Consider the following 13,783-nt stretch of genomic DNA (forward strand, 5'->3'; position numbering starts at 1 on the left):
TCGGGCGCGCGAAGCCCCGGACATATCGCGCGTGTCGGGTGCTTCGCGGCGCGCCGGCTCGGCGGCACCCTGCGATAGCGCCCCCGGCGGGGTGGAGCGGCGGCGCCCGGCCGCCCCACCGGCCCGGCCTCAGCCCAGCGCGGCCACGGCGGCGGCGAACCGGCGGCCGCGGTCCTTGTAGTCGGTGAACATGTCCATCGACGCCGCGGCGGGCGCCAGCAGCACGGTGTCGCCGGGGCGGGCGGCCTCGGCCGCCGCGGCCACGACGCGGGCCATGGCCTCGGCGCCGGTCTCGCCGATCTCCACCACCGCGCAGCCGGGGGCGTGGCGGGCCAGGGCGGCGCGCAGCAGGTCGCGGTCGCGGCCCAGCAGCACCGCCGCGCGCAGCCGCGGCGCGGCCTGGCGCACCAGGTCGTCGACCTCGGCGCCCTTGAGCAGGCCGCCGGCCACCCATACCACCGAGTCGAACGCCGAGAGGGCGGCCGCGGCCGCATGCGGGTTGGTGGCCTTGGAGTCGTCGACGTAGTCGACACCGCCGACGGCGCCCAGGCGGGCCATGCGGTGGGGTTCGGGTGCGAAGGCTGCCAGCCCGGCGCGCACCGAACCGGGATCGGCGCCCACCGAGCGCGCGAGCGCCGCCGCCGCCAGCGCGTTGGCCACGTTGTGCGGGGCGGCGGGCACCACGTCGGCCAGGGCGGCGAGCTCGGCCGCGCCGCCGTGGGGATCGGCCACGAACGCGCGGTCGACCAGCAGGTCCTCGACGACGCCGAGCTGGCCGGCGCGGGGTGTGCCCAGCGTGAACTCGTGCAGGGGCGTGCCGGGGTCGCCGGCGCTGCGGGCCAGGTGCGCCGACCAGGGGTCGTCGGCGTTGGCGACACGCAGGGTGCCCGGTGCGTAGATGCGGCCCTTGGCCTGGGCGTAGGGCTCCAGGCCGCCGTGCCAGTCGAGGTGGTCGGGGGCGACGTTGAGCACGGCCGCGGCGTGCGGGGCGACGGTGGAGGACCAGTGCAGCTGGAAGCTGGACAGCTCCACCGCAAGCAGCTCGGGGGCGCTGCCGGACCCGCCGGGCAGCACGGCCTCCACGATCGGGGTGCCGACGTTGCCCACCGCCATGGCGTTGCGCCCGTCGGCGCGCAGCATGGCCTCCAGCATCCGCACCGTCGTGGTCTTGCCGTTGGTGCCGGTGATGGCCAGCCACCGCTGGCCGGCCGGGCGCAGCCGCCAGGCCAGCTCCACGTCGCCGATGATCTCGGTACCGGCCGCGGCGGCCGCGGCCAGCAGCGGCGCGTCGGGACGCCAGCCGGGCGAGGTGACGACCAGGCGCGCGGGCTCGGGCGGGCCGTGCTCGCCCAGCAGCACCCGGGCGCCCTCGGCGCGCAGCTCGCGGGCCAGCGCGAGCGCCGCCTCGTCCTCGCGCGCGTCGACGACGGTGACCCGGGCCCCGTGGGCCAGCAGGACGCGGGCGACCGGGGGGCCGGAGACCCCCAGCCCGGCCACGCACACGTCCAGGTCCGCCAGAGCGGCGCCGAAGGCCGGATCGGCCGGCGCGGCGCTGGGGACGGGCGTGCGGGAGGGGCCGCCGGCAGGGCTCATCGCGGCATCCATTCCAGGTAGAACAGGCCGATGCCCACCCCCACCATCAGGCCCTGGATGATCCAGAACCGGATGACGATCGTGGTCTCGGCCCAGCCTTTGAGTTCGAAGTGGTGCTGCAGCGGCGCCATGCGGAAGATGCGTTTGCCCGTCAGCCGGAAGGAGCTGATCTGCACCATCACCGACAGGGTGATCAGCACGAACAGGCCGCCGATGATCAGCAGCAGGAGCTGGGTGCGGGTGGTGATGGCCAGTCCCACGATCAGCCCGCCCAGGGCCAGCGAACCGGTGTCGCCCATGAAGATCTTGGCGGGTGGAGCGTTGTACCACAGGAAGCCGATACACCCGCCCAGGCAGGCGGCCGCCACCACGGCCAGGTCCAGCGGGTCGCGGACCGGGTAGCAGCTGGGGGCCAGGTAGGCCACGCAGCTCTGGCGCAGCTGCCAGTTGCCGATGATCACGTAGGCGACCAGCGAGAGGATCATGGCGCCGGTGGCCAGGCCGTCCAGGCCGTCGGTGAGGTTGACGGCGTTGGAGAAGCCCACGATCAGGAACAGCGCCCAGGCCACGAACACGACGAGCAGCAGCGGCGGCCCGAAGTCGCGCAGGAACGACAGCTGCGGGGAGGCCGGGGTGTAGCCGTAGCCGTTGGGGAACTGGGTGACGCCCACGGCGAACCCGACGCCCACGATGGTCTGGCCCAGCATCTTCGCGCCGCTGCGCAGGCCCAGGCTGCGCCGCTTGTAGATCTTGATGAAGTCGTCGAGGAAGCCGACCGCGCCCATGCCCACGAACAGGAACATCACCAGCAGCCCCGAGACCGTGGGCCGGGTCATCAGCACCAGGTGCGAGGCGAAGTAGCCGATGATGGCGCCGAGGATGATGACGATGCCGCCCATGGTCGGCGTGCCCTGCTTGGTCTTGTGGCCCTCGGGGCCGTCGTCGCGGACCTCCTGGCCGAACTTGAACCGGAACAGGATCCGGATCACCAGCGGCATGATCAGCAGCGAGACCAGCAGCGACAGGCCCGCCGCGACAAGAATGCCGGTCACTTGGCGTCCTCCCCGGACATCCCGGGAGCCGGCTCGGCGGGCGGGTCGCCCTCCGTCAGCAGCTCGGCGACCTTCTCCAGCCCTGCCACGCGCGATCCCTTCACCATGACGACGTCTTCCTGCCGCAATCGCGCGCGCAGGGCCGCGGCCGCCTCGTCGGCGTCGCGGACCCGCAGCACCTCCCCCGCCCAGTCGGGCTCCGCGCCGGCGCCTTCGGCCGCGGGGGCGGCCTCCTCGCCCACCACCACGAGCGTCGCCACGCCGCTGCGGGCGGCCAGCGCTCCGGCGCGGCGGTGCTCCTCGGCCGACTTCTCGCCCAGCTCGGCCATGACGCCCAGCACGGCGTGCGTGCGGCGCGCGCCCTGGCCGCCGATGGCCTCCAGGGTGTTCAGGGCCGCGGCGACGGACTCGGGGTTGGCGTTGTAGGCGTCGTTGACGACGGTGACGCCGCCCGGGGCCTCGGCGACCTCCATCCGCCACCGGCTCAGCGGTCCCGCCTCTGCCAGGGCGGCGGCGATGTCCGCGGGCTCCATGCCCGTCTCGGCGGCGACGGCGGCCACCGCCAGCGCGTTGTGCACCTGGTGGGCGCCGACGAGCGCGAGCCGGACCGGGGCCGAGCGCCCGCCGATGTGCAGGGTGAAGGCGGCCCGCCCGGCGGCGTCCAGCTCGACGTCCTCGGCGCGCACGTGCGCGCCGGGCGCCAGCCCGTAGGAGACGACGCGGGCGGCGGTGCGCCCGGCCATGCCGATCACGGCGTCGTCGTCGGCATTGAGCACGGCGACGCCGCCCTCGTCGGCCGCGGGCAGGGCCTCCACCAGCTCACCCTTTGCCTGGGCGATGGCCTCGCGGCTGCCGAACTCGCCCATGTGGGCGCTGCCGACGTTGAGGACCACACCGATGCGCGGCGGGGCGATGCGGCACAGATGGGCGATGTGGCCGATCCCGCGGGCGGCCACCTCCAGCACGATGAACCGGGTGTCGGCGTCGGCGCGCAGCACGGTCAGCGGGTGGCCGATCTCGTTGTTGAAGGACCCCGAGGGCGCGACGGTGGGGCCCAGACCGCCGAGGACCTGGGCCATCAGGTCCTTGGTGGTGGTCTTGCCCGAGGAGCCGGTGATCCCGACGATGTCCGCGCCGGTCAGCTCGCCGGCCACGGCCCGGGCCAGGCGGCCCAGTGCCGCTATCACCCCCTCGTCGCCTCCGTCGGTGAGCAACTGCGGCGCCGCGACCGGCCGGGATCCCAGGACGGCCGCGGCGCCCGCGGCGACAGCGGATCGGGCGTAGTCGTGCCCGTCGACCCGTTCGCCGCCGAGGGCGACGAAGAGCGAACCGGGCTCGGCCCGCCGGGAGTCGATGACGACGGGTCCGAACACGACGTCGCTGGGACGCGCCGGTCCGCTTATCCGGGATTGGGTGATCTCAGCGATCCGATCGAGCGTCAGCGCGATCAAATCCACTCCTCATGTCTGGCCCGGCCCATTGCGCCAGGAGCGCCTCGACCAAGGCGACGGCGCGGTTACAGGGGATGGCGCGATCCGTCGACCCTGAGGCGGCGGGGATGTGCCGCGGGCCGGGCTGCGATTGCCGGACCTACCTTAGAACATTTGATTGCCCGCGTTGTGCGCAGACCGGAGTGGGCGGGCCCGCCGCGTGTCCGCGGCCGCGCACGTCCGCGGCCGGACCGCCGCGGCGCGGCGGTGCGGCGGCGCTGCGGGGGCGGCGCCCCCGCGGCTGCGGCGGGACCCGCCGCCCCGGCGCTGACCTGCCTGCGCGCGGGTGTGCCTGTGTCGTCCGTGCGTGGTGGCGCCTCCCTGCCTCAGTGGGCGGTGCGCCGCCGCAGCGCGGCCAGCAGCACGTCGCGGTCGTCGAAGGGCAGCACCTCGCCGGCGACGTACTGGCCGGTCTCGTGGCCTTTCCCGGCCACGACCACGACGTCTCCGGGTTCGGCGCGGCGCACAGCGAGGTCGATGGCCTCGGCCCTGTCGGGTTCGACGGTGATGCGGGCCCGCTGGTCGCGGGGCACCTTGGCGACACCGTCGAGCATGGCGGCGGCGATGGCGACCGGGTCCTCGGTGCGCGGGTTGTCGTCGGTGATGACGAGGGCGTCGGCGAGGCGTGCCGCCGCCTCCCCCATCAGCGGGCGCTTGGCGCGGTCGCGGTCGCCGCCGCAGCCCAGCACCATGGTCAGCCGGCCCTTGGCGACGCCGCGCAGCGCGGTCAGCACCGCCTCGATCGCCCCGGGCTTGTGGGAGTAGTCCACCACCGCGGTGAATTCCTGGCCGGCGTTGACGCGCTCCATGCGCCCAGGCACGCCGGGCGCCGCCGCAACGCCTTCGATGGCGGTGTGCAGCGGGATCCCCGCCTCGACCAGTCCCACGACGGCGCCGAGTGCGTTGGAGACGTTGAAGGCTCCGGGCAGCCCCACCGAGGCGTCGGCCTGCATGCCGCCCGGCCCCTCGATGCGGAAGGTGCTGCCCTCGGCGCCCACGTGCACGTCGAAGGCGCGCCAGTCGGCGTCGGGGTCGCCTTCGGTGGAGAAGGTGGTCACCGGCACGTCGTCGCGCGCCCGCACCTGGTCGATGAGCACCCGGCCGAATCGGTCGTCGCTGTTGACCACGGCGATGCGGCAGTACTCGGGGGTGAACAGCCGCGCCTTGGTGTCGAAGTAGTCGCGCAGGTCGCGGTGGAAGTCCAGGTGGTCCTGGGAGAGGTTGGTGAAGACGGCGACGTCGTAGTGGGCGCCGCCCACGCGCCCCAGGGCCAGCGCGTGGCTGGAGACCTCCATGGCGGCGGCGGTGACGCCCTCCTCGCGCATGCGGGCGAAGAGGCCGTGCAGGTCGGTGGCCTCGGGGGTGGTCAGCGACGAGGCGACGCGCCGCCCGCCGACGCGCATCTCGACGGTGCCGATCAGGCCGGTGGCCATGCCGGCCGCGCGCAGGCCCGCCTCCACCAGGTAGGTCACCGTGGTCTTGCCGCTGGTGCCGGTGGTGCCGATCAGCAGCAGGTCGTCGCCGGGACGCCCGTAGACCCAGGCGGCGACGCGGCCCAGCTCGGCGCGGGGATCGGCGACGGTGACCACGGGCAGCCGGGTGGCGGCCGCGCGGTCGTAGCCGGCGGGATCGGTCAGCACCGCCGCCGCACCGGACTCGGCCGCCTGCGCGGCGAAGTCGGCGCCGTGGGCGCGGCTGCCGGGAAGCGCGGCGTAGAGGTCGCCGGGGCGCACGGCCCGGGAGTCGTGGGTGATGCCGCTGATCGCGACGGCGCCGGGGTCGGTGCCCTCGGCGGCCGGTGCGTCGCCGCCGGCACCCGGCGCGTCGGCGGCCTCGACACACGTGACGAACGCCTCGGGCCCCAGCAGCCGGGCGAGCTCGGACAGCGGGCGGGACGGGTTCTGATCAGGTCGCATTACCGGTGGCACGTCGAGAGGTTATCGGCTGTGGCGGTCGACGGGTAAATCCGTGCTCCCGGCGGCGGGCGGGGCGCGCGGGCGGCGGGCTCACCCATCGCCGAACAGGCGGATGTTGGGCGGCTCGGTCCCTGTGGGAGGGACCTTCTCCGACTTCAGCGCGAAGGACATGATGTCGGTGAACACCGGCGCGGCGGCCTCGCCCCCGTAGTACTCGTGCTTGGGGTCGTGCAGCACCACCTGGACCACCAGCTCGGGGTCGTCGGCGGGGGCGAACCCCACGAACATCGAGGTGTGCCCGCCGTTGTAGGTGCCGGTCTCGGGGTCGACCCGGTTGGCGGTGCCGGTCTTGCCGGCGACGCGGTAGTTGGGGATCTGGGCCGCCTCGGCGGTGCCGTGCTCGCCGGTGACCGCCTCCAGCATCCGCGTGAGCTCCTTGGCGGTCTCCTTGCTGATGACCCGCTCGCGCGGCGGCTCCGGGGAGGGCGTGAAACCGCCCTCATCGCTGGAGGTCCCCGCGACGATGGTGGGTTCCACCCGCACGCCGCCGTTGGCGACGGTGGCGTAGACGCTGGCCATCTGGGCGGCGTTGACCGACAGCCCCTGCCCGAAGGAGATCGAGGGGAGCTGGGTGCCCCACCAGTCCTCGGGCTTGGCGAGGATGCCGGCGTTCTCGCCGGGCAGGTCGAGCCCGGTGGGCTCGCCGAACCCGAACTTGCGCAGGTACCGGTAGAGCCGCTGGGCGCCCAGCTCCTGGCCGACCTTGATGGTGCCCACGTTGCTGGACTGGGCCATGATGCCGTTCAGCGTCAGCCGCTGGGTCTTGTGGAAGTGGCTGTCGGAGAACGTGCGGTCGTGGATCCGCATCGAGTAGGGCACCGTGTAGACGGTCTCGGGGGTGGTCAGGCCCTCCTCCAGGGCGCCGGCCACGGTGATGACCTTGTTGGTGCTGCCGGGCTCGAACGCCTCGGCCACGGCGCCGTTGAGGCGCGCACCCGCGGAGGCGTCGGCGTAGTCGGACTGGTCGTAGGTGGGGTAGTCGGCCATCGCCAGGATCTCGCCGGTAGGGCGCATCACGATCGCGCTGCCGCCCTGGGCCTCCAGCTCCTCGGCGCGTTCGGCCAGCACCTGGCTGGCGTGCCACTGGATGTCGCGGTCGAGGGTCAGCCGGACGTCCTTGCCGGGGACCGGCTCCTGGACGAGCCCGCCGGCCATGGGGATCTGCACGCCCGACGCGCCCACCTCGACCCGCTGCTTGCCGGGCTCGCCCGCCAGCGTGTCCTCCATGACGGCTTCGAGGCCTTCGAGGCCGTGGCCGTCGGCGCCGGTGAACCCGACGATGTCGGCGGCGCCGGTCTCGTCGGGGTAGACGCGCTTGTAGTCGGTCAGCGCGCCCACGCCGGCCAGCCCCAGGTCCTGGAGGTCCTCCCACTGCTTGGGCGGCACCTTCTCGGCGACCACCTCGTATCGGCTGGGTTCGGCGCCGACCTTCGCGGCGACCTCGGCGCGGTCGAGGTCGAAGCGCTCCGTCAGCTCGTCGATGACGCGGTCGCGTTCGTCGTCCTGGACGGTCACCGGGTCGACGAAGACCGTGCGCGCCTCGACCGAGAGGGCCAGGGGGCTGCCCGAGGCGTCGGTGACGGCGCCGCGCGTGGTGGGGATGTCGATGGTGGTCAGCCGCAGTTCCTCGGCCTTCGCGGCGTATTGGGAGGCCTGAAACGCCTGGATCTGCACGAGGCGGCCGGCGAAGACCAGCAGCACCACGGTCATGAGGACCCCGGCGGCCCGGAGGCGGCGCCGGGGGTTGCCGCGTCTGAGGGGGCGGCGCGGCGGCGGTCCGGGCGGCCCGCCGCCCGGGCGCCGGGGCGGCGGGCCCGAGCGCGGACGCCGCGGCGGCGGGGTCTCGCGGGGGGCGCGCCGGCCCTCGCCGCCGCGCGGGCGGGCCGGGCGTTCGCGGGGCGCCGGGCCTCGGCCGGGGCGCGGCGAGGAGCCGGGGCGGCGCGGATCACGGGAGCGGCCGTCGCGGGAGGAGCTCAACCGCGCCCCCCGCGGCCTGGACGGGCGAAGCCGCGGGCGCGGGCGGCCCCGCCGGGGCGTCTGCGCAGCGGGCTCATCGGGCGCCCGCCTCGGGCTGGGGGCCGGTGCCGGGCAGGCCGGAGTCGGCGCCGCCGTCGTCGCCGGTGACGCGGCGTTCCTCAAGGTGCAGGAAGAGCGGCGCCTCGCCCGGCCGCATGCCCATCTCCTCGGCCTCCTCGGCGATGCGCTCGGAGGACTCCAGGCGCACGACCTGTTCGCGCAGCGCCTCCTCCTGGTGGGCGAGCTGCTCGTTGTGCTGCTGGAGCTCGGAGATGGTGAAGGAGTCGGCCACCAGTACGGTGCGCAGCGCCAGCAGGCTGATCAGGGCACCGCCGAGCAGGCCGAGTACCAGCAGCACGAAGGGCATGCGCGGGGCGCGGGGCGCGGGTCGGGGCGCGGCGCCCTTCTTCGTCCGGCGCGCGGGGGCCGGCGGCCTGCGGGGCGGCGCGGGCGTGCGCGCCGGGGCCGCGGCGGCGGTCCGCCGGCGCCGGGCGCTCTCCTCGGTGGCGCTGCTCATCTGGGTCCTCCCCGCTGTGTCTCCCACTGGGTCCGCGGCGGGCCGGCGGGCGCCGCCCCGGCCGCGCTCATGGCCGGCGGATGCGTTCGGCGGCCCGCAACCGCGCAGAGGCGGCGCGCGGATTGGCTCGGTTCTCCTGGTCGGTGGGGGATTCGGCGCCGCGGGTCAGCAGCCGCAGCTGGGGGCGGTGGTCGGGGAGGGGCACGGGAAGGTCGGCGGGGGTGGTGTCGGTGGCCAACCCGGTCAGGGTCCGCTTGGTGATGCGGTCCTCCAGCGAGTGGTAAGACAGCACCGCGATGCGCCCGCCCACGGCGACGCGCTCGACGGCGGCCGGCAGTGCGCGGGCGAGGATCTCCAGCTCGGCGTTGACCTCGATGCGCAGCGCCTGGAACGTGCGCTTGGCGGGGTTGCCGCCGGTGCGCCGGGTGGCGGCGGGGATCGCGTCGCGGACCAGCTCGGCCAGGACGCGGGTGGATTCGAGGGGCTGGGCGGCGCGGTGGCGCGCGATGGCCTGGGCGATGCGGCCGGCGAAGCGCTCCTCGCCGTACTCGCGCAGGATGCGGGTCAGCTCGGCGACGGAGTAGGTGTTGACGACGTCGGCCGCGGTGCGCCCCTGGGTGCGGTCCATGCGCATGTCCAGGGGGGCGTCGTGGGAGTAGGCGAAACCGCGCTCGGCCTCGTCGAGCTGGGGCGAGGAGACGCCGAGGTCGAGCAGCACGCCCTGGACCTCGCCGTGGCCGAGGTCGTCGAGGACGGCGGGGATCTCGTCGTACTCGGCGTGGGCGAACTCGACCCGGTCGCCGAATGGGGCGAGGCGGGCGCGGCTGCGCTCCAGCGCGGTGGGGTCGCGGTCGACGCCGACGAGGTGCAGGCGGGGGTGGGCCTCCAGCAGAGCGGCGGCGTGGCCGCCCAGCCCCAGGGTGCCGTCGACGAGGACGGCTCCGGGCTCGGTCAGGGCGGGAGACAGGAGGTCGGCGATGCGGTCGAGCATGACCGGCGTGTGGCCCGCTCCGGGCTCGCTGCCGGTGTCTGCCATGAGCACAGTGCCCCCTCCTCACTCACCGCCCGGTGCCGCCGCGCGAGTCGGCCGCACGCGGACTCCCCCCGTGGTGCCGCGGTGACCGGGTGTTCTGCTGCCGCCGGGACCCGCCGTGCTCCCTGCGGGGCGCTCGCGCGGTCGGCGGCCGTCGTCTCTGCTGCCGGCTGCGTCGCCGGAGTCGGCCATAGGTCCTGTGCTGTGCGTCGGACACGGCCGCATGCACGACCGGCCCGGATTGGCCTCCAGGCGCGGGGCCGCCCACCGCGCCGAGACGCGGCCGCCACCTGGCGCCGGGGAAGATGCGTCAGCTGACTGCGGCTCGCACCTGAAGGCCGACATCCGGACAGGACTTGGTCGATGCGGCGTGGCGGACCGGTGTGCGCGGGTGTCGATGCCGGCACCGCGGTCGCGCCAGTCACAGCACCCCCGGCAACACCTCCTCCGACAGATCCGCGAATGCCTGCTCCTGATCGGCTTCGTAGCGGGCCCATGCCGCGGCGTCCCAGATCTCCAGCCGCGTATTGGCCCCGATGACGACGCAGTCGCGTTCCAGGCCGGCATAGGCGCGCAGACCGGCGGGCACCGTGATGCGCCCCTGCTTGTCGGGAACCTCGTCGGAGGCGCTGGCGAAGAACACCCGGCTGTAGTCGCGGACCGCCTTGGCGGTGACCGGCGCCGAGCGGAGGGCTTCAGTGATGCGCTGGAACTCCGCCATCGGAAAGACGTAGAGGCAGCGCTCCTGTCCCTTCGTGATCACCAGTCCCCCCGACAGTTCGTCGCGGTACTTCGCCGGAAGGAACAGGCGTCCCTTCTCGTCGAGGCGCGGTTCGTGGGTCCCGAGGAACAAGGCCCACCTCCCAAGCCCCCAGCAGAGCAGTCTCCTGCTCCACGATGCTCCACTGTACTCCACTCTTCCCCACGGTCAACAGTTTCAATCGCCGCAGCGGCGCACAACCGCGCAGAAAACCGCAGGTCAGCATGGGTGGTGCGGAGTGGAGGGCCGAGGGCCGGGGGCGCCCGCCGGGGCGCGCCCGCCCGCCCCCGCATAAGCGGTTAAGAAGTCGGCCACCACAGAGATTGCGACAATGGGGCCGGGGTGCGCGAATCCCACCCGTCACCCACCACCGCCCCTAACGGAGGCGCTTCGCGCCACGTACCTGTTCAGAGCCGGCTTGCCGCCGAGCGCACGGCGCACCATTGCACCGGAGGCCCGCCACGGGTTGTGCGGCTCCGCCTGAAAAGTTCAACGTGCGCTCGGCGGCAAGCAAACACGTGACGCGAAGCGTCTCCGCTGGGGTGGTGGCGGGCCGGCGGGCGGGCACGTGACGCGCAGCGTCTCCGATGGGGCGGCGGCGGGCCGGCGGGCGGGCACGTGACGCGAAGCGTCTCCGATGGGGCGGCGGCGGGTGACGGGCGGGCGGACCGCGCTACGCGAGGCGCACCCATTGCCGCAACCCCGATGGTGACCGCCCCAGGTGGCATCCCGGTGGGTTCCTGGGAAGCGGTGCCCCCGGCGTTCTTGAACACGACCTGAGCGAGGAGGGAAGACGGCGCGTCGAAGCACCCCACAGGCCCGCGGATAACAGGAGTGCGGCGCCGTCGACGCAGCGTGAGGCGGCACACTTTTTGGGATTTGGTTTGCTTTCTCGGACTTTGGCTCTAGCCTCGGTTTCATCGGCTCCGGCTCCTGTCGAGAGGGGACACGTGTCACTGGGCACGCGGCAGAACACGCAGGGAGACGGACTCCCGGACGGCGACGGCGTCATCGCCGTCGCGGAGCGCATCCGCGAAGCCATCCAGACCGTGATCGAGGGCAAGCCCGATGTCGTGCGGATCGCGCTGACGGTCCTGCTCGCCGAGGGCCATCTACTCATCGAGGACATTCCGGGCGTGGGCAAGACGATGCTCGCCAAGGCGCTCGGCCGCGCGATCGACTGCTCGGTGCAGCGCGTACAGTTCACGCCCGACCTGCTGCCGGCCGACATCACCGGTGTCAGCGTCTACCACCAGGACCGACGCGAGTTCGAGTTCAACCCCGGCCCCGTCTTCGCCAACATCGTCCTGGGCGACGAGATCAACCGGGCCTCGCCCAAGACCCAGTCGGCGCTGCTTGAGTGCATGGAGGAGATGCAGGTCAGCGTCGACGGCGAGACCCGCCCGCTGGAGCGCCCCTTCATGGTCGTGGCCACGCAGAACCCCGCCGACATGGAGGGCACCTACCCCCTGCCCGAGGCGCAGCGCGATCGCTTCATGGCCCGCATCGCGGTGGGCTACCCCACGCCGCAGGCCGAACTGGACATGATCGACTCCCACAGCGCGGAGTCGCCGCTGGACCGGCTGGAACCGGTGGCCTCGGCGGCCGACGTGCGGACCATGGTCGATCACGTCAAGACCATCCACGTCGCCCCCGGCGTCCGGCGCTACGCCGTCGACCTGGTCACGGCCACCCGCTCCTCCGCGGCGCTGCGGCTGGGCGCCTCGCCACGCGCGACGATCCACTTGGTGCGGGCCGCACGGGCCTATGCCGCGCTGGAGGGCCGCCACTACGTCGTCCCCGACGACCTGCAGGCGCTGGCCGTGCCGGTGCTGGCCCACCGCCTGCTGCCCAGCCCCGAAGCCCGCATGGAGCGCCGCGCGCCCGAGCAGGTCGTGTCCGAGATCGTGGCCCGCCTGCCCATTCCCAGTCCGCGCTGAGGGCCGGGGGCGCTCGTGAGACTGCTGCCGGCCTTCACCGTCCGCGGCTGGGGCCTGCTCAGCGGCGGGGCGGCGCTGATCGCCAGCGGCCTGATCATCGGTGAACGCGACCTGGTGGGGTTCGGCGTCCTGGTGTTCGCGCTGCCGCTGCTGTCGGCGCTGACGCTGTGGGGCGCGCCCGGCCGGGTGGTGCACAGCAGGGCCCTCCAGCCGGCCCGCACCCCGGCCGGCGCCGACGTGCGCGTGCTGGTCCGGGTCGCCAACGCGGCTCCCGCGCTGCCGGTGGGCGGCCTGCAGGTGCAGGACGCGCTTCCGGGCACGCTGGGCAGGGCTCCCCTGTTCAACATCGGGTTCCTGGGGCCGCGCGCGGTGCGCGACCTGACCTACCGGGTCCCCACCCGGGTCCGCGGCTCCTATCCCGTCGGCCCGCTGGCGCTGACCGTCACCGACCCGCTCAACTGCCTGCGCCGCGGGCGCTCCGTCGGCGCCCCGATGACGCTGCTGGTCACCCCGCCCGTGGTCGCGCTGCCCCATGTCCCCGTGCCCGGAGGCGCGGCCGAGGACGGCGACAGCGCGACGCGGTCGGTGGCCGGAGGAACCGACAACGACCCGGTCCCGCGCGGCTACCGGCACGGCGACGACATGCGGCGGGTGCACTGGCGCAGCACGGCCCGCCACGGCGAACTGATGGTCCGCCGCGAAGAGCACCGCCTCAGCGACCGCAGCGCGGTGCTGGCCGATCTGCGCGCCCGGGCCCACGCCGGCGCAGGTCCGGACTCCTCGCAGGAAACCGCGGTCAGCGCGGCGGCGTCCGTCGCCCTGCACCTCTCCGGCCGCGGGCACGAGACGGGGCTCTACACCGACAGCGGCGAGGTCGCGGCCGCGGGCGGGGCCGACATCCTCGACGCCCTGGCGGTGGCCCCGCCCTCCTCGGCCGCCGATCTCTCCGGCGCCGCCGAGGAGGTCGCCCGGTCCCACGTCAGCGGCCAGGGCCTGCTGGTGGCGGTGCTGGGCGCGCTCTCGGCCGCCGACATCGGCGCGCTGACACGGCTGCCCGGCGGCCGGGCGCAGACCTGCGTCGCGCTGCTGTGCACCCGGGCCGCCTGGCCCGATCCCGAGGCCGGGCACCGCTCGGCGACCGCGCTGCGCGAGGCGGGCTGGCTGGTGGCCGAGATCGGCTCCCTCCACGACCTGCCGCGGGCCTGGAGCGCCGCCGCCCTGGGCCGCGCCGACACGGCCGGCCGATGAGAGGAGCGCACCGATGCCGAGGGCCGGCCCGCCATACACCGATTCCTCCGTCACCCGCCACCACCCCGGCAGGGGTGCTCCGCGTCCCCTTGTTTCCCGTGCTCCCGGGTAGGCGGCCTACCGTCCCCCGTCCGCTCCGCACCACCGGTTAGGAGGAA

Annotated in this window: 10 protein-coding genes; 2 read left to right on the forward strand and 8 right to left on the reverse strand. The window is 74.4% G+C overall.

Features of this window, described 5'->3' with window-relative positions:
* Window positions 1-129: 129 nt before the first annotated feature.
* The 8 genes from murD to mraZ all read right to left on the reverse strand — a co-directional run bounded on the left by murD (window position 130) and on the right by mraZ (window position 10,530).
* The gene (gene murD, locus FZ103_RS06535) at window positions 130-1,593 is read right to left on the reverse strand and encodes a UDP-N-acetylmuramoyl-L-alanine--D-glutamate ligase (RefSeq protein ID WP_155999613.1); all 1,464 of its coding nucleotides are present in this window, start codon (window positions 1,591-1,593) and stop codon (window positions 130-132) included.
* On the reverse strand, window positions 1,590-2,645 hold the full coding sequence (mraY, locus tag FZ103_RS06540; RefSeq protein ID WP_186355908.1) for a phospho-N-acetylmuramoyl-pentapeptide-transferase: 1,056 nt from the start codon (window positions 2,643-2,645) through the stop codon (window positions 1,590-1,592). The genes murD and mraY overlap by 4 nt, the downstream gene beginning before the upstream one ends.
* Window positions 2,642-4,096, reverse strand: coding sequence for a UDP-N-acetylmuramoyl-tripeptide--D-alanyl-D-alanine ligase (gene murF / locus FZ103_RS06545; protein ID WP_155999616.1), 1,455 nt, complete (start codon window positions 4,094-4,096; stop codon window positions 2,642-2,644). Before murF ends, mraY begins: the two co-directional genes overlap by 4 nt.
* Before the next feature lie 365 nt (window positions 4,097-4,461).
* Window positions 4,462-6,051: a UDP-N-acetylmuramoyl-L-alanyl-D-glutamate--2,6-diaminopimelate ligase gene (locus FZ103_RS06550; protein ID WP_155999619.1), complete on the reverse strand. Its 1,590-nt coding sequence runs from the start codon at window positions 6,049-6,051 to the stop codon at window positions 4,462-4,464.
* 90 nt (window positions 6,052-6,141) lie between these two features.
* Entirely contained in the window at window positions 6,142-8,088 is a 1,947-nt protein-coding gene (locus FZ103_RS06555) for a penicillin-binding protein 2 (protein ID WP_155999622.1), read from the reverse strand.
* A 73-nt stretch (window positions 8,089-8,161) separates the two neighbouring features.
* Window positions 8,162-8,644 carry a hypothetical protein gene (locus tag FZ103_RS06560; protein ID WP_155999625.1) on the reverse strand — a complete coding sequence of 161 codons (483 nt, stop codon included), beginning with the start codon at window positions 8,642-8,644 and terminating at the stop codon, window positions 8,162-8,164.
* A 67-nt stretch (window positions 8,645-8,711) separates the two neighbouring features.
* A complete protein-coding gene (gene rsmH, locus FZ103_RS06565) occupies window positions 8,712-9,680 on the reverse strand; it encodes a 16S rRNA (cytosine(1402)-N(4))-methyltransferase RsmH (protein WP_156000028.1) in 969 nt (322 codons plus the stop codon).
* 418 nt (window positions 9,681-10,098) lie between these two features.
* Window positions 10,099-10,530 (reverse strand): division/cell wall cluster transcriptional repressor MraZ, encoded by a 432-nt coding sequence (gene mraZ / locus FZ103_RS06570; protein WP_155999628.1) that lies wholly within the window; start codon window positions 10,528-10,530, stop codon window positions 10,099-10,101.
* A gap of 857 nt (window positions 10,531-11,387) precedes the next feature.
* On the opposite strand from mraZ, the gene FZ103_RS06575 reads away from it, so the two are divergent.
* Both FZ103_RS06575 and FZ103_RS06580 read left to right on the forward strand, forming a co-directional pair.
* Window positions 11,388-12,377 (forward strand): MoxR family ATPase, encoded by a 990-nt coding sequence (locus FZ103_RS06575; RefSeq protein ID WP_186355909.1) that lies wholly within the window; start codon window positions 11,388-11,390, stop codon window positions 12,375-12,377.
* A gap of 15 nt (window positions 12,378-12,392) precedes the next feature.
* Window positions 12,393-13,625, forward strand: a complete 1,233-nt coding sequence (locus FZ103_RS06580) for a DUF58 domain-containing protein (protein ID WP_343233412.1) — start codon at window positions 12,393-12,395, stop codon at window positions 13,623-13,625.
* The last annotated feature ends 158 nt before the right edge of the window (window positions 13,626-13,783 follow it).

The organism is Streptomonospora sp. PA3, assembly GCF_009728995.1.
In the GTDB taxonomy this organism is placed as follows: Bacteria; Actinomycetota; Actinomycetes; order Streptosporangiales; family Streptosporangiaceae; genus Streptomonospora.

Coding starts and splice junctions, on each gene's coding strand:
- murD (WP_155999613.1), bottom strand. CDS start 1,593: ATGAGCCCTGCCGGCGGCCCCTCCCGCACGCCCGTCCCCAGCGCCGCG.
- FZ103_RS06560 (WP_155999625.1), bottom strand. CDS start 8,644: ATGAGCAGCGCCACCGAGGAGAGCGCCCGGCGCCGGCGGACCGCCGCC.
- rsmH (WP_156000028.1), bottom strand. CDS start 9,680: ATGGCAGACACCGGCAGCGAGCCCGGAGCGGGCCACACGCCGGTCATG.
- FZ103_RS06550 (WP_155999619.1), bottom strand. CDS start 6,051: ATGCGACCTGATCAGAACCCGTCCCGCCCGCTGTCCGAGCTCGCCCGG.